Source organism: Treponema primitia, from assembly GCF_046533075.1.
GTDB classification, from domain to species: Bacteria; Spirochaetota; Spirochaetia; order Treponematales; family Breznakiellaceae; genus Termitinema; species Termitinema primitia_B.
The window spans coordinates 30,320-45,933 of the sequence record NZ_JAJQRB010000050.1; the positions used below are offsets into that span (position 1 = coordinate 30,320).

A 15,614-nucleotide genomic window follows, 5' to 3' on the forward strand; every position below is an offset into this window, starting at 1 on the left:
TTTTTTTTGCCTTCATGATATATTAAATAAAATCACACAAAGGATGGTATAATGAGTAAATCCACGGCCTTATCAGGATTGGATCCCGCCCCCATATTACAGGCAGAAATATTTTCCGCCCTTCTCGAAATGGAGCGGGAAATTACCGCCAACCATTCAAGTATATTGCAGTTGCGCAGGGGATCCAGGCTTTTTTCCGCCGGCGAAAAGGCGAAACATTTTTACCTGCTTTTAGAGGGTGAAATCAGTATCTTCCGGTCCCAGGAGGAAGGCGGTATCGATGAAATGGCCCGGTTTACCTCCGGGGACATCATTGGAGACTTTGACTTTGCCCGGCGGGGGGATTTCGATGCCAATGCCGAAGCGGTAAAGGATTCAGTGGTGATCCTATTTCCCGCCTATGGTATCACCCTGGAAGATTTTGCCCGGGAAGATCCCGCTGCGGTATCCCGGGTACTTCTGGGATCGATTTTGATGCTCACCAGCCGTATCAAACGGATTCAAAAGGTTATTGTGGAGAACATATCCTGGGTCCAGGAACTGAACCGCAGGGCCTATGAAGACCCCGTAACCGGGCTCTGGAGGCAATCCTATCTGACCGACGAGCTGAACCGGCTCCTGGAGGTCCCGACTGCCCTGATCATCCTGAAGCCGGACCGGTTCCAGCAGCTGCTGGATACCTACGGCAATGCCACAGGGGACGAAACCATGGTTCGGATTGCCTTGGTTTTAAAGAACATAGTCCGCCGGCTTGGCCGGGGTTACGCCCTGCGTTTTAAGAGCAATGAGGTGGGTCTTTTGATGAATAAGACCAGCCACGGCCAGGCGGAGGAGATAGCTAAAGAAATGGCTGCGGCCATCACCGCCTTTAAGCCCCTTCCCCCCAAGGGAACGGAAGAGGCCTATACCTTTTCCGCTACCCTGTCCTACGGAGTCTGGCCTGAAGATGAGCCCCTTTGGGAATCCTTTTTCACGGGTAATTTTTCCCTTCTGCGTGAAGCCAGGCAGAATGGGGGAAACCGTATAGTTCATTATCAGCGGGGGGCGGTGAAATGAGCGATCAAATCAGTGAGAATAACGGTGAATTAGTTCCATTTTTTACAGACCCGGTGTTGATCAATTCCCCCCTTTTTTCAGGGCTCAGTGAACTGGAATCTAATGCGGTAACTGCTTTTCTGGAACGCCGGCCTATAAAACGGGGCGCCGTTATTTTTAATGAGGGGGATGCGGGGGAGGAGATGTTCGTCCTTCTTTCGGGGGATCTGAGCGCCTTTGTTGCCCAGTCCGATGGAACTCCCCGCTATATGTTCAGCATACCTCCGGGGGATTTTTTTGGGGAGATGTCTATCATCGCCAACGAACCCCGGTCGGCCACTATCAGCGCCAAGGAAGATTCGGAGGTGGTGGTACTCCAAGCCCTTGATTTCTACCGTATCATCTATGTACATCCCATGATCGGTGTAAAGATGCTCTTTGCCATTGCCGGGGTCCAGAATATCTGGCTGGACAGAACCGCCCAGCATCTGCGGGACCTGATGAGCTGGGGGGAAACCGCCCGCCGCCGGGCCATTACCGACGATCTTACCGGGCTCTATAACCGCCGTTTCCTGGATAATTCCATCAAGGAGCGGATTAGAAACGGCTCCCTGGAGCTGAGGAAAATGTCCCTCATGGTGATGGATCTGGACAATATCCATGAAATAAACGATCGCTACGGTTCCCAGGCCGTGGACAGGATACTGGTTACCGTAGCGGACGTAATCCGCGGCATGATGCGTACCGGAGATATCTGCGCCCGGCTTGATGGGGATGAATTCGCCGTACTTCTCCCCGATGCGGATGCGGAAGCGGCAAGAACTATTGCCGAACGAGTTCGGGAGATGGTTTCTATCCAGAAAATTATCGTGGCAAGCTCCGAAGGAAACCGGGAGCCCATAACCCTTTCTATACATACCAGTATTGGTATTGCCGAAGCTCCCTCTCAGGTGGAGGCGGAGGAGGAAATTAAGGTGATCGACCGGGCTTTAGCAGCCCTACGGAAGGCCAAAGAGGGGGGGAAGAACAGGGTAGAGGTGGACTAAGTTTTGGAGTTTCTCCCTTTTACACTTTGAGTCATTGTTGTATTATAAGAGGTAGGAGAATTTATGGCTATCGACATTGGGGAAGCCGCCCTGATAATGGTTGATGTGCAGAACGATTTTTGTCCTGCCTATACCGGGAAGAATGGGAAGCAAAGACCCGACGGAGCCTTGGCGGTAAGCCGGGGTTATGAAGTAATTGAACCCCTCAACCGGGCGGCAGAAAAATTTGCCCATGACGGCAAGAAGGTTATTGCCTCTCAGGATTGGCACCCGGCTCATCACAATTCTTTTGCATCCTCCCACCCGGGTAAAAAGGTGAATGAGATAATTCTCCTTCCTGTTCCGGAATCGGTTCAAAGCCCCGGGATCCACAGACGGGACCCGATAAAAGAATATGCTCTCCCGGCGATACAGCAGGTCATGTGGCCGGATCACTGTATCCAGGGCAGTGAGGGCGCCCAGTTTCATGATGAGCTCAATTTGAACTATGTGAATTTAGTTATCCGTAAGGGCTCCCGGGAGAATCTGGATTCCTATTCGGTGTTTTTTGAAAATGACCGGTACACACCAACGGGACTGGATGGATTTTTGAAAGGCCTGGATATTAAACAGATCTTTATCGGCGGGCTCGCCACGGATTACTGCGTCCTCTACAGCGCCATGGACGCCGTGCGTCTGGGGTATAAGGTGGTGGTCCTTTCCGATGCGGTCTCTGGGGTAAATGTGCCGGAAGGTTCGGTGAACCAGGCCACCAGCCTTATGCGGGGCGCAGGTATTTCCTTCATAACAACCCAGGAAATTTTGTGATGATAAGTTCGGCCCTGCTTACGGATTTTTATTCCCTCACCATGGCCCAGGGCTATTGGAAAAATAAAATGGACAAGCGGGCGGTCTTCGAGATGTTCTTCCGCCGTCATCCTTTTGGCGGTGGGTTTTCCGTATTTGCCGGCCTGGGCCCTCTTTTAGAAACGCTGCAGAATTTTTCCTTTTCCGCCGGAGATATCGACTATTTGGAAAGCCTCAAATTTTTTGAGAAGCCCTTTTTGGACTATCTCCGGGATTTCCGGTTTACCGGGTCTCTCTGGGCTATGGACGAAGGTACGGTTATCTTTCCCCAGGAACCGCTAATTCGCATTTCCGGCGGGCTCATCGAATGTCAGATCATCGAGGGTATGCTCCTCAATATCATCAACTTCCAGAGCCTTATCGCCACCAAGACCGCCCGGGTATGGCTTGCCGCGGGTAAGGGCTCGGTGATGGAGTTTGGTCTCCGCCGCGCCCAGGGTCCGGACGGCGCCATGTCCGCTTCCCGGGCGGCATTTATCGGCGGCGCCGCCGGTACCTCCAATGTGCTTGCGGGCAAGGAATTTGGTATTCCCGTCCTGGGAACCATGGCCCATTCCTGGATCATGGCTTTTCCCAGCGAGGAAGAGGCATTCCAGGCCTATGCGGATATCTACCCCGAATTCCCGGTGTTTCTTATCGACACCTACGATACCCTGCGAAGCGGGACGCCTAACGCAATTAAGGTGGGCAAACGGGTGGTGGCGAAGGGGAAGAATTTCGGGGTCCGCCTGGATTCCGGGGATATTCACTACCTTTCAGTTCAGGTACGGAGGCTCCTGGATGAGGCGGGTTTTACCAACGCGAGGATTTCTGTTTCCAACGATCTGGACGAAAGCATCATCCAGACCCTCACCGATGCGGGGGCGCCCATCAATTCCTGGGGAGTGGGGACCCGGATGGTTACCGGCGGCGATGAAGCGGCATTTACGGGGGTCTATAAACTGACCGTCCGGGAAGACGCTTCCGGAAAGCCGATACCTACTATTAAATTTTCAGACAACCCCGAGAAGACCACCAACCCCGGACTCAAACAGGTTTGGCGGCTCAGGGATAGCCAGGGCATGTCCGTGGCGGATGTATTGAGCCTGGAGAACGATAGCTTAACGAAATCCCCGAAGCGGGGGAACCGCTATGTTTTTTGGCATCCCTCGGCGGACTATCGCCATTTCTATCATACCCTGGATGGGGTTGCGGAACCCTTGCTCAAACTCCGGTTGGAAAATGGCGGGCTAACATCGCCCCAGCCTTCCCTGGAGGAGATCCGCCGGCATACCAAGGCGGAACTGGAAACCTTTGACAACAGCTACAAGCGGCTCCTTAACCCCCACATCTACAAAGTTTCTATCACCGAAGAGCTGCGGCAGTTGAAGCTGGATTTGATACAAGAATACCTGGGGGATTTACGGCCGGAACATGAATGAAGTAGAACTGCGCTTTATTAACCCCAATGAAGAGGCCGGTACAGCCGTTACTCCCCGCCGCATTCCTTCAGGAACTTCGGTGGCGGATTTGCTTTCGGAACTTCTTCCGGGGGCGGCGATACTGGCGGTTAAGATTAACAACCAGATACTTCCTCTGTCGGTACGGATAGAGATTAACGCCGTCCTTGAACCAATTTTTCCAAACAGTACCGAAGGCGCCATGATCTACCGCCGCTCCCTGGCCTTTCTCCTGGCTTTGGCAGGACAGGAACTCTTTCCCGGCCGGAGTCTCCGGATAGGCCATTCTCTGGGAAACGGTTACTACTATACCTTTGCGGACGAAAAAAAATCTTCGGCCGGGGAAATTAAAGCTCTGACAGAAAAAATGAATGTGCTGATCCGGGAGGATATTCCCATTAGCTGCCGGTACATGGCCTATACGGATGCCCTGGAGCAGTTTGAGAAGAACAAACAGACCGATACCAGGATGCTCCTGGAACAGCGCAGTGAACCCAGGATACGGGTTAATCAGTGTAATGGTTTTTCGGATCTCTACATTGAACCCCTGGTTTCCCATACGGGTATACTTTCTGTTTTTGAGCTTCTGCCCTACCAGGAAGGGTTTCTTCTCCGCTTCCCCGGAGTTGGCCGTTTTCCTCAAATCGATCCCTTTAAGGACGAGCCCGGGCTTTTTTCGGTGTACCATGAATACAAACGGTGGGGGCGCATCATCGGGGTCCATGCGGTGGGACATCTTAACGGTCTTGTTGCCAACCGGACTATCCGGGAATATATCCGCATTGCCGAAACCTTCCAGGAAAAAAAGCTCGCCGCAATCGCCGACAGTATCTATACGCGTAGGGATTCTGTTAAGGCCGTGTTAATCGCCGGGCCTTCCAGCTCCGGGAAAACCACTACCGCCAAGCGGCTTTCCATTGAGCTTAAGGTCCTGGGCATAGATCCCATTGCCATCAGCCTGGACGATTATTATGTGGGTACCGATAAGACCCCCCTGGATGAAAATGGCCGGCCGGATTTTGAATGTCTGGAAGCCCTGGATGTTCCCCTGCTGAATGAACAGCTTTTAACCCTCTTTAACGGCGGGGAAGTGGAACTCCCCGGTTTTGATTTTGTTGCGGGCCGGCCCCGGGCAAAGGGAAATGGTAAACGGATCAGCATGGGCAGAAGATCCGTGCTGATCATTGAGGGCATCCACGGCCTTAACGACGCCCTGACATCCCGGATAGATCAGGACAATAAGTTTAAGGTCTATGTTTCCGCCCTTACCCAGCTTAACCTGGACGATCATAACCGTATCCCCACCAGCGACAACCGTCTCCTGCGGCGCATAGTCCGGGACTATCAGTTCCGGGGCAAGGATGCCGCGGCAACCATCAGGATGTGGCCCAGCGTTCAGTCCGGGGAACGGAAACACATCTTCCCCTTCCAGGGAGAGGCCGACATGGTTTTTAACTCCGCCCTGGACTATGAGCTTGCGGTGCTTAAGTTTATCGCCGAACCCCTTCTCCGCAGGGTTAAACCCAATATGCCGGAATACACAGAAACGGTGCGGCTCCTGGCTTTTCTGGAAAACTTCGCCCCCATCCCGCCCCAGTATGTGCCCGGACAGAGCATACTCCGGGAGTTTATCGGCGACAGTGAATTTGAGTACTGAAAATTATTCTATTGTTTATTCCGCTGAGCGGGCTATCCGGAAGCCCAGGTTATTACCGTTCGTAACCGGGGTATTGAAGGACCGGTAGGCGGAACGCAGGGACCTTGCGGAGGATGACCAGGCGCCGCCCCGGTTTATACGCTCCGTACCCAGCTCGGGGCCGGCGGGGTCCTGCGCCAATGGGCCGACGGGATAATCGCCGTTCCAGTCCCAGCACCATTCCCACACATTCCCGTGCATATCGTAGAGTCCCCAGGCATTGGGGGCAAAGCTTCCCACCGGGGTCGTCCTTTCGCGGTAGAGTCCATTAGGGTTATTGCTGTTGAGTTTCCCGTTATAGTTTGCCTGTTCCGCACTAAGGGCGCCGCCCGTAGTATAGGCTGCGCTGTTCCCTGCCCGGCAGGCATATTCCCATTCCGCTTCCGTAGGCAGCCGGTACCCCGCTGTTCCGGATTGAGCGTTCCGGTTCCGGCTTACCCTTGTCCCGTTAATGACATAGGCCGGGCTAAGGCCTTCCCGGGCGCTCAGCCAGTTACAGTAGTTAACCGCATCAAACCAACTTACCATTACTACGGGGTGATTATCCCGTTGTTCGATCCGGGGGTTTTTCCAGTTTGCATCCGCCCGTATTTCCCAGGTATTGGTCCGGAAGTTCAAGACCTCCCCGCCACCCGATGTTTCTGCGGTGGTAGCGTACCCCGATGCGCTTACAAATTCCCTGAATTCCCCCACCGTTACTTCCCGTGCCTTTAGATAAAAATCACCGATATTGACCCGGTGTTGGATTTCGTTGTCATCATCCCTGCCCGGCTCCGATCCGGGGCTGCCCATCATAAAGGTCCCCCCGGCTATGCGGACAAAGTTTTCCGGAACCGGCGCGGGCCTTTCAGGGACCTGGGCGGAAAGGGTGTTGAGCCGCAGCGTTTCTGCCGGCTGGCTGGGCGCCGGGGCGGGAATGGAGGTGGTTCGGGAAGGGGTTTGCGGATTCAGTGAATAGTAAATATCACTAACGATGCTCCCGTTCTGGAAGGGCCGCTGTTTTCCGCCGGTAAGCTGAAGGGTTTCCCGGGCAACCAGGGACGCCATAACCGGCAGGATCTCTGTGCTGTCCATGTATTTTAAAAAGGCCTCCGCAAAGGGGCTGTTCCGTTTGCCCTGCTCCCCGTCGGCGGCCACCGTCCCCGGGGCGGTGGAAAACATGATAAAAAGATCCTGCGGGGGATGTTCCACCGTTCCCAGCCCCCGGGATATGCCCCGCCTTCCGCCGCTTAAATTGCGGAAGGGATTATCCCGGCAGGCATCCAGGACCACCACATTCAATTTATTCCGGGCGTTCTGTTCCAGGGACAGGAGCAGCCTGTTTAATGGGTAGGAATTGTACATCACCGCCACATCGTCCTGGGCGTCGATATCAACCGGCAGGAGATAATTTTCACCGTTAATCTGAAGACCGTGTCCGGCATACCAGAAAAACCCTTCGTTATTATTGTTTACCGAAAGCTGCCGGGTATAATCCGCAATAGCCCTGCCCATATCGGCGTTAAGCGCGTTCAGCCGCAGGTCTACCTGGAAGCCCAGGCTGCGCAGCTTCGCCGCAATATCCGCCGCATCGTTGGCGGGGTTAACCAGCTGATCCACATGCTGATATGCACTGTTACCGATAACCAGGGCATAACGCCGGTTTGTTTCCTGGGCGGGGAGAAAGGAGATTGACCACAACAGCATCCACGGAACAAGCCGGGGAAAGACTGAACCTTTCATAAAATGAAGTATACCCGTATGGCCGGGGGGATACAATAGGAAAGCGGACCGGGGTTGCTGCCGGGCATTCCCAAGAATACCCCACCGGTGATGTTTTGTAAGAAGGAATGGCCGCAATACCACCTAAAAAGGACTTTATTAAATCGTGAAATAGGATATAGTTAAAAATATGTATGGTCAGTTACGGTTAATAGATAACGGAATTCAGGAAGCCCTATGCGAAAATGAGGCTTTTTTGACCCAACAATTAATAACCTACATAGGGAACAAACGTTCTTTGCTGGATTTTATCGGGGAAGGAGTTAAACGAGTTCAAAACAAATTACATAAAGAAAAATTAACCATGTTTGACGTTTTTAGCGGTTCAGGCATTGTATCCCGGTATTTCAAGAAATATTCCGATCTGCTTATTGTCAATGACCTGGAGAAATATTCAACCCTTATTAACCAATGTTATCTATCAAATGGGGATGATTTAAATATTGCAGAATTACGAAAACTGTATACGGAAATTACCCATTGTTTAAATAATGAAAAATTGATAAAAGGCTTAATTTCCGGCCTGTATGCTCCAAGGGATGAAAAAAATATTCAGCCGGAAGACAGGGTTTTTTATACCGTTAGAAACGCTATGTATATAGATACTGCACGGCAATTAATTGATAGTATTCCTGCGCAATACAAAAAATATTTTATTGCCCCATTATTGTCAGAGGCTTCAATACACGCGAATACCTCCGGGGTATTCAAGGGATTTTATAAAAATAAAGAAAACGGGATTGGTCAATTTGGCGGTAAAAACCGGGATGCCCTCTTTCGCATAACGGGAAATATTGTCCTACCCTTTCCGGTGTTTAGTAATTATTATTCCGATGCGCTTATTTGTAATGGCGATTCCAATATAATTATAAACACCGTGCCGGAAGCAGACATTGCCTATTTGGACCCGCCCTACAATCAACACCCCTATGGCTCAAATTATTTTATGCTAAATTTAATACTTGATTATAAATACCCGGAAAGTACCAGTAAGATATCCGGCATTCCCGAAAATTGGAATAGATCGAATTATAATAAAGAAAACCATGCGTTAGCATCCTTAACCGAATTGGTTACCAATATCAAGGCCAAGTTTGTTTTAATTTCGTTCAACTCCGAGGGGTTTATTGGTTTGGATGAAATGAAAACCATGCTAAACAAAATAGGAAAGGTTGAAGTCCTGGAAACAAAATATAATACCTTCAGGGGAAGCCGGAATTTAGACAATAGGGACATCCACGTTAAAGAGTATTTATATTTATTGGAGAAATAAATGGCCGGCAAAGATAATTATAGAGCATTTCCCACTTCCAAAAACCGTGAAAAAATGGTAAAATTTCATAATCAAGGAGCTTGTATGAAAAAGATCATATCCCTAAAAACCCAATTTGTCGTATTTTTTGCAATTTTTATTGTAGCCCTAAGCGCAATTATCACGATTATGGCCCTGCGGGAAAGCATGTCTGTGGCGTCCTCCGTCTTTATTGGCCAGGGGACCACCATTACCGACAAGGCTGCCGCTCTGATCGATGGGGATTCCTTTGAGCGCCTGACCAAAACCCTGGATGCGCATGATCCCTTTTATGAGGAAGTCCGGCTCAAGCTGCTTGCGATAAAGGAAGACACGGTGGCCGAGTTTCTGTATACCATGGCGCCCGCAGAGGGCAGCATTTACCGGTACATAATTGACGGGAGCGCTCCCCCGACTGATACGGAAAAATTTACCCCCCTTGGCTTTGAGGAGGACACCACCAGCTACGATCCTGCCTTTGAGAAGACTTGGCAGACCAAACTTGCCCAGAGCAGCGGTATGACCCAGCAGGCCGAGTGGGGCTGGATGATATCGACCTACGCCCCCATCCTCAATTCCCGGGGGGATATGGTTGGGATCGTCGGCTGTGACTTTGAAGCGGAAAGCCTCATTGAAATGATAGAAGGACAGACCCTGCGGCAGATAATCCTGGCGGTAGTTTTATCCGCCATCGGCGTTGGGATTACCTTCGTATTTATGGGAAGGATCTTCCGGCGTCTGGCAGTGGTGAGCGCCATCCTTAAGGAAATATCCGAAGGTGAGGGGGATTTAACCAGGCGCATCACCATTAAACGGATGGACGAGATTGGAACCCTGGCATCATTTTTTAACCAAACCCTGGACAAGATACGGAACATGATCGTTGCCATAAAGGAACATTCTATAAAACTTTCGGATATCGGGAGTGAACTTGCCGCCAACATGACCGAAACCGCTGCGGCGATAAACCAGATCACCGCCAACATCCAAAGTATCAAGGGCCAGGCGATAAACCAATCCGCCTCGGTAACCGAGACCGGTTCCACCATGGAGCAGGTAACTATCAACATTGAAAAGCTCAGCAGCCAGGTGGAAAAACAGACCGGCAGTGTGGCCCAATCCTCATCGGCCATTGAGGAGATGCTTGCCAATATTCAGAGCGTTACGGCGACTTTAAAGCGGAATGCTGAAAACGTAGAAGAACTAACCGCAGCTTCCGAGGTAGGCCGTACGGGGCTCCAGGGTGTTTCTGCGGATATTCAGGAAATAGCCAGGGAGTCCGAGGGCCTCCTGGAGATCAACTCGGTGATGCAGAACATCGCCAGCCAGACCAACCTGCTCTCAATGAACGCCGCCATTGAAGCGGCCCACGCCGGCGAGGCGGGGCGGGGCTTTGCGGTGGTGGCCGACGAGATCCGTAAACTTGCGGAAAACTCAGGCCGGCAGTCCAAGATCATCTCGGACACCCTTAAAAAGATAAAAGACGCCATAGACAAGATAACAAAATCGACAAACACCGTTCTTGACCGTTTTGGCGCCATAGACGCGGCGGTTAGGACCGTATCGGATCAGGAGTCGCAGATCCGTAATGCCATGGAGGAGCAGGGACAGGGGAGCAAGCAGATCCTGGACGCCATCGCCAAGCTCAACGACATCACCCAGCAGGTAAAGCAGGGTGCCCAGGAGATGTTTACGGGCAGCAAGGAAGTGATCAACGAAAGCCGGAACCTGGAAACGGTAACCCAGGAAATAACCAACGGCGTAAATGAAATGGCCACCGGAGCGGATCAGATCAATATTGCGATAAACCGGGTAAATACCATCAGCGGGGACAACAAGGAACACATCAACACCCTGACTGCGGAGCTTGCCCGGTTCAAGGTGGAGTAGGGGAACTTATTTCGCCCTATGTCCTACTTCATCCACGCGGACCTTGACGCCTTTTACGCCTCGGTAGAACAGCTGGACCATCCTGAATACTGCGGACAGCCCGTCATCGTGGGGGGCCTTCCCGGGGACCGGCGCAGCGTGGTGTCCACCGCATCCTACGAGGCGCGGAAATTCGGGGTCCACTCCGCCATGCCCGTGGCCCAGGCGTATAAGCTCTGCCCACAGGGAATATACCTGCGGGGGAACATGAACCGCTACCGGGAAAAATCGGCGGAGGTCATGGCGGTTTTTGCGGATTTTGCCCCCGATGTCAGGCAGATTTCTGTGGATGAGGCTTTCCTGGATATTACCGGCACCGAAAAACTATTGGGCCCTCCGGCGCATGTTGGGGCGAGACTTAAGGAGGCGGTTCGGGAAAAGACCGGGCTTACGGTTTCCCTGGGGCTTGCTTCCAACAGGTATGTCGCCAAAATTGCCTCGGGCATGTCTAAGCCGGATGGTATGTCCGTTATTGCTCCCGGGGAGGAAGATAGGTTTATGCGCGCCCTTCCGGTTGGTAAGATTTGGGGCGCCGGAAACAAAACCCAGGAACAGTTCAGGCAGTATGGGTTTAAAACCTGCGAAGACATTCATCGTCTGTCTTTAGAAAACCTGAGGTCCATCTTCGGGTCAGCCTTCGGTCTTTTTCTGTACCGCGCGGTCCGTGGAGAGGCGGCAGAAGCCTTTGAGGATGAGCGGGGAACCCATTCTATGAGCGCCGAACGTACCTTCCCCTATGATCTCTACGATGCATTTACCATAGAAACCACCCTGTTTGAAATTTGTGAAACCCTTATGTTCCGCCTTTTGAATCAAAGCTGGCAGAGCAGGACAGTCTCCATAAAGATCCGCTACGAAGACTTTTCCACCGAAAGCGCCAGGGAAACTTTTCCGCGCCCGGTTGGGACCATAGACGAACTATTTGACCATCTTTCCGTTTTATTTCACCGAAAGTACAAAAGCGGCAGGGGTGTGCGGCTCATTGGCGCGGGGCTCCTGAATCTGGAAACCGAAAACGCCCCCCGGCAGGGAGAACTGTTTGATACGGTCAATGAAAAGGAACGGAACCTGGAAAAATATATCCTGGAAATCAACAAGAAGTTCCCCAACGCAGCGTTACGAAGGGGACGCTCCATGATGGCCGACGATGGGGAGGAATGAATCTATCCTTCTAGTCTGCATTGAACCGTGCCCGTATCTCCGCCGCCAGGTAAAACGACCCCGTCCCTAAAACAGGCAGGTCTTTCTTCCGGCTTTCTTCCAAAACGTAGTCTATGGCCTTTGCTGTTTCCGGTATAAACAGCAATTCCGGTGCGGAAGCGGCCGTCCTGCCCTGTCTTTGCAGTTCCTTCGCAAATACTTCGTGGACGCCCTTTGGGTCGCTTATCTTGAAGGTCCCCGGGGTGGTGATGATAATTCTGGAGAATCGGGGCGTCAGTATCGCTGCCATAGCTTCGGCATTTTTCCCGGCGGCGCACCCGAAGATGAGTATGCCCCCTTCGCCGTAAAGCGCAGTAAAGGTGTTCACGCAGAGTTCCACGCTTTTTTCCGTATGCGCCCCGTCAATAATTACCGGCGGGTTTCCGGCGCCCAGTCTTTCAAACCGGGCAGGCAGGGTAAAGTTGCTAAGCCCCCGGCGTATGGTTTCCGCGTCCAGGAAAGGGTAGGCGGTTTTAAGGGCGATAACCGCAAGCCCCGCGTTCAGGGCCTGCACGGCGCCGGGTATGCCCACGCTTAGTTTAAGGGGCTCGGAGAAAAATCCCCCGGTCTTAAAGGACAGGGTAAAATCCGTACCGCCGTCCCGGATCGTAAGATCCCTGATTTCCGCAATGTCGGGAAAATATAATAGGGGGGAATTTTTTTCCGCCGCGGTCTTCCGGAAAATCGCCAGGGCTTCCTCGCACTGTTCCGCCAGGATAAGCGGTTTCCCGCGCTTGATGATCCCCGCCTTCGCCCAGGCCACCTCAGTAATGGTATTGCCCAGAAATTCCGTATGCTCCAGCTCTATGATGGTGATTATCGAGACAAGGGGATCGACAATGTTGGTGGGGTCCAGCCTGCCCCCCATGCCGGTCTCCACGGTCATGGCGTCGCAGCGGACAATCCGGGCGCAGAGGAAAAAGTACAGGGTTAAAAGTTCAAAGTAAGTGGGGGGGGCATCGTCCGGGGCATTTCCGGTAAAGATACGGTACTCGTCCTTCGATGTATCCGCCAGGGTATTCGTCAGGTTCCGCAGCTCATTCCCCGCCTCAATGTAGACCTTTTCGTCAAGAAAAGCGCGGGTAAGGCTTATCCGTTCCCGAAAATCCGCTACATGGGGCGATACGTATTGGGCGGCCCGCTGCCCCGCTGCTTCCAGGATCGAGCTGAGCATCCCCGTAACCGAGCCTTTGCCCTTGGAACCCGCTACGTGGAAAGAGGGGGCGCACAATTCGGGGTGTCCCGCTACTGCGGCGATAAGTTCCATCCGCTCGGGACGGAAGCTGCTGGGTTTTTGGCCTGCCTCAAGGTTTACAAACCGGTTTAGCCAGTCGAATACCTCTTTGGAGGACTTAAATGAAAGACTCATATTTATAGAATAAAACCTAAAAAGGCCGTACCGTCAAGGCTGATCGGAAATATATATATAAAAAAAGCTCGATAAGCGGTTGACAGATAAACCGGGCGGCAGTATAGTAGGGACATGACTTATAGCATTGCCATGGCTGGGAAAGGCGGTGTGGGAAAGACCACGCTCTGTGGTTTGTTCTTGAATTACCTCGCCCAGGCGGGGAAGGGCCCCATCCTAGCGGTGGACGCCGACCCAAATTCTAATCTGAATGAAGTCCTGGGGGTAGAAACAACCATAACCCTTGGGGATATACGCGAAGAAATTGCCAAATCGGAATTTGCCGAAAAAAACCCCATACCACCGGGGATGTCAAAGCTGGAATACGCTAATTTCCGCTTCAGCGCCGCCTTGGTGGAGTTGGATAACTACGATTTGCTGGTCATGGGCCGGACCCAGGGTAAGGGCTGTTATTGTTTTGTCAACGATCTCCTCCGGGATCAGCTTCAGAAGTACTATCAGAATTACAACTATCTAATAGTAGATAACGAAGCGGGGCTGGAGCACATCAGCCGGGGAATTTTACCCCCGGTGGATCTGATACTCCTGGTAAGCGACTGTTCCCGGCGGGGCATACAGGCTGCGGGCCGCATTGCCGAGATGATAGAACAGTTGGATTTTAAGGCCAACAAGGTCTGCCTCATCGTGAACCGCGCCCCGGGGGGGAAGTTGGAGCAGGGGCTTCTGGACGAAATTGCGGAACAGAAACTTTCCCTTATCGGGGTGATCCCCATGGACGATTCGGTGTACAAGTACGATGCCGACGGCAAAGCCCTGGTTACTCTGCCGGAGGATTCCCCTATCAAAAAGGCGCTGGGGGAGATCATACAGAAGCTGGGAATATAAAATTTTGTAAACAACGGGATTTTTTCCTGTTTTTAAAGTTTAAAAGAGAGGAGCGGGAGATGAAAGTAGCGGAGATTCTGAAAAACAAGAAGACCCTATCATTTGAGGTGTTTCCACCCAAAGAAAAAGATGGTATTCCTAAGCTGCAAAAGGAGTTGGACCAATTATTCCAATTAAAGCCGGATTTTATTAGCTGTACCTATGGCGCCATGGGCACCAATGTGGGCGAGTCAAAGGAAATTTGCAAATACATCGTTGACCACAAGGTCAACTGTGTAACCCACTTTACGTGTATTGGGAAAACAGCCGCCGAATTAAAGACAATTTTTGCGGAATATGTGGCCATGGGGCTTGAAAATGGTCTTGCCATGCGCGGCGATTTTCAGAAAGATCCGGTCACCGGGGACATCATGTCCTCCACCGGCGGCGAATTTGAGCACGCAAACCAGCTTATCAGTTTTTTGCACAAGGAATTCCCTCAAATATGTTTTGCCGCCGCAGGTTATCTCGAAAGGCATCTCCTTGCTCCCAGCTTTGAGAGCGACATCAATTACCTCAAGGCGAAACAGGATGCGGGCGCCGAACTTGTTATGTGCCAGACCTGTCATGATATCCCCGCCTATGAAAAGTGGGTCGCCCAGTGCCGCAAGGCCGGTATCAAACTCCCCTTTGTTATTGGCATTATGCCGATTCTTTCCCGCAGAAACGCTATCGACATGACCATTCCCGGCGCCATACCGGTAGAGCTTTCACGGATCGTCGGCCAATACAGTCCGCCCCCGCCCCCGCCCAAGAGTTCTTCCGAAGAAACCCTCAAACAGTACAACGATCTCACCAAAAAATACGCGGCGGATTTTGAAAAATACGGCATGGAATACACAATCAACGAAGTAAAGAGCTATTTGAAGACCGATCTTCAGGGCGTTCACTTCTATGCGCTCAACAAAGCGGAAAAGGTTGCCAAAATCGTTAACGATGGTAATCTCGTCTCGTTGTGTAAGTAAGATGTGTGGTTGCGCCGTTGGCGTATCGTCCTGATCAGGGCTAATAGTACTAAAGTTGAGGAGTAACAGAATGGCAAAAGGTGCAGATGCGGTGAAGAAGTTTATCGGTTCGG

Annotated in this window: 12 protein-coding genes; 10 read left to right on the top strand and 2 right to left on the bottom strand. The window is 51.9% G+C overall.

The genetic code is table 11. From position 1 onward, the window contains the following. The first annotated feature begins 51 nt into the window (after window positions 1-51). The 5 genes from LQZ19_RS10530 (at window position 52) to LQZ19_RS10550 (ending at window position 6,023) form a co-directional block, all read left to right on the top strand. Complete coding sequence (locus tag LQZ19_RS10530) at window positions 52-1,056, top strand: diguanylate cyclase domain-containing protein (protein WP_411047630.1); 1,005 nt, start codon at window positions 52-54, stop codon at window positions 1,054-1,056. Further along, window positions 1,053-2,081, top strand: coding sequence for a GGDEF domain-containing protein (locus LQZ19_RS10535; RefSeq protein WP_411047631.1), 1,029 nt, complete (start codon window positions 1,053-1,055; stop codon window positions 2,079-2,081). The genes LQZ19_RS10530 and LQZ19_RS10535 overlap by 4 nt, the downstream gene beginning before the upstream one ends. A gap of 63 nt (window positions 2,082-2,144) precedes the next feature. Next, window positions 2,145-2,888: a nicotinamidase gene (locus LQZ19_RS10540; RefSeq protein ID WP_411047632.1), complete on the top strand. Its 744-nt coding sequence runs from the start codon at window positions 2,145-2,147 to the stop codon at window positions 2,886-2,888. Beyond that, window positions 2,888-4,348: a nicotinate phosphoribosyltransferase gene (locus LQZ19_RS10545; protein WP_411047642.1), complete on the top strand. Its 1,461-nt coding sequence runs from the start codon at window positions 2,888-2,890 to the stop codon at window positions 4,346-4,348. Before LQZ19_RS10540 ends, LQZ19_RS10545 begins: the two co-directional genes overlap by 1 nt. Further along, window positions 4,341-6,023, top strand: a complete 1,683-nt coding sequence (locus tag LQZ19_RS10550; RefSeq protein ID WP_411047633.1) for a nucleoside kinase — start codon at window positions 4,341-4,343, stop codon at window positions 6,021-6,023. The genes LQZ19_RS10545 and LQZ19_RS10550 overlap by 8 nt, the downstream gene beginning before the upstream one ends. A gap of 15 nt (window positions 6,024-6,038) precedes the next feature. Here the strand turns inward: LQZ19_RS10550 and LQZ19_RS10555 are convergent, their stop codons facing one another. After that, window positions 6,039-7,784 (bottom strand): SUMF1/EgtB/PvdO family nonheme iron enzyme, encoded by a 1,746-nt coding sequence (locus LQZ19_RS10555; protein WP_411047634.1) that lies wholly within the window; start codon window positions 7,782-7,784, stop codon window positions 6,039-6,041. 169 nt (window positions 7,785-7,953) lie between these two features. Here LQZ19_RS10555 and LQZ19_RS10560 point away from each other — a divergent pair, with 169 nt between their 5' ends. The 3 genes from LQZ19_RS10560 (at window position 7,954) to dinB (ending at window position 12,204) form a co-directional block, all read left to right on the top strand. Continuing rightward, a complete protein-coding gene (locus LQZ19_RS10560; RefSeq protein WP_411047635.1) occupies window positions 7,954-9,096 on the top strand; it encodes a DNA adenine methylase in 1,143 nt (380 codons plus the stop codon). An 84-nt stretch (window positions 9,097-9,180) separates the two neighbouring features. Beyond that, entirely contained in the window at window positions 9,181-11,004 is a 1,824-nt protein-coding gene (locus LQZ19_RS10565; protein ID WP_411047636.1) for a methyl-accepting chemotaxis protein, read from the top strand. 18 nt (window positions 11,005-11,022) lie between these two features. Continuing rightward, the gene (gene dinB, locus LQZ19_RS10570) at window positions 11,023-12,204 is read left to right on the top strand and encodes a DNA polymerase IV (protein ID WP_411047637.1); all 1,182 of its coding nucleotides are present in this window, start codon (window positions 11,023-11,025) and stop codon (window positions 12,202-12,204) included. 10 nt (window positions 12,205-12,214) lie between these two features. On the opposite strand, the gene LQZ19_RS10575 is transcribed toward dinB, so the two are convergent. Beyond that, the gene (locus LQZ19_RS10575; RefSeq protein WP_411047638.1) at window positions 12,215-13,612 is read right to left on the bottom strand and encodes a bifunctional folylpolyglutamate synthase/dihydrofolate synthase; all 1,398 of its coding nucleotides are present in this window, start codon (window positions 13,610-13,612) and stop codon (window positions 12,215-12,217) included. Between the two features lie 114 nt (window positions 13,613-13,726). Here LQZ19_RS10575 and LQZ19_RS10580 point away from each other — a divergent pair, with 114 nt between their 5' ends. Together LQZ19_RS10580 and LQZ19_RS10585 are read left to right on the top strand one after the other, a co-directional pair. Continuing rightward, entirely contained in the window at window positions 13,727-14,497 is a 771-nt protein-coding gene (locus tag LQZ19_RS10580) for a carbon monoxide dehydrogenase accessory protein CooC (RefSeq protein ID WP_411047639.1), read from the top strand. A 59-nt stretch (window positions 14,498-14,556) separates the two neighbouring features. After that, window positions 14,557-15,501 (top strand): methylenetetrahydrofolate reductase, encoded by a 945-nt coding sequence (locus LQZ19_RS10585; protein ID WP_411047640.1) that lies wholly within the window; start codon window positions 14,557-14,559, stop codon window positions 15,499-15,501. Window positions 15,502-15,614: the final 113 nt, after the last annotated feature.

Coding starts and splice junctions, on each gene's coding strand:
- LQZ19_RS10530 (WP_411047630.1), top strand. CDS start 52: ATGAGTAAATCCACGGCCTTATCAGGATTGGATCCCGCCCCCATATTA.
- LQZ19_RS10535 (WP_411047631.1), top strand. CDS start 1,053: ATGAGCGATCAAATCAGTGAGAATAACGGTGAATTAGTTCCATTTTTT.
- LQZ19_RS10540 (WP_411047632.1), top strand. CDS start 2,145: ATGGCTATCGACATTGGGGAAGCCGCCCTGATAATGGTTGATGTGCAG.
- LQZ19_RS10545 (WP_411047642.1), top strand. CDS start 2,888: ATGATAAGTTCGGCCCTGCTTACGGATTTTTATTCCCTCACCATGGCC.
- LQZ19_RS10550 (WP_411047633.1), top strand. CDS start 4,341: ATGAATGAAGTAGAACTGCGCTTTATTAACCCCAATGAAGAGGCCGGT.
- LQZ19_RS10555 (WP_411047634.1), bottom strand. CDS start 7,784: ATGAAAGGTTCAGTCTTTCCCCGGCTTGTTCCGTGGATGCTGTTGTGG.
- LQZ19_RS10560 (WP_411047635.1), top strand. CDS start 7,954: ATGTATGGTCAGTTACGGTTAATAGATAACGGAATTCAGGAAGCCCTA.
- LQZ19_RS10565 (WP_411047636.1), top strand. CDS start 9,181: ATGAAAAAGATCATATCCCTAAAAACCCAATTTGTCGTATTTTTTGCA.
- dinB (WP_411047637.1), top strand. CDS start 11,023: ATGTCCTACTTCATCCACGCGGACCTTGACGCCTTTTACGCCTCGGTA.
- LQZ19_RS10575 (WP_411047638.1), bottom strand. CDS start 13,612: ATGAGTCTTTCATTTAAGTCCTCCAAAGAGGTATTCGACTGGCTAAAC.
- LQZ19_RS10580 (WP_411047639.1), top strand. CDS start 13,727: ATGACTTATAGCATTGCCATGGCTGGGAAAGGCGGTGTGGGAAAGACC.
- LQZ19_RS10585 (WP_411047640.1), top strand. CDS start 14,557: ATGAAAGTAGCGGAGATTCTGAAAAACAAGAAGACCCTATCATTTGAG.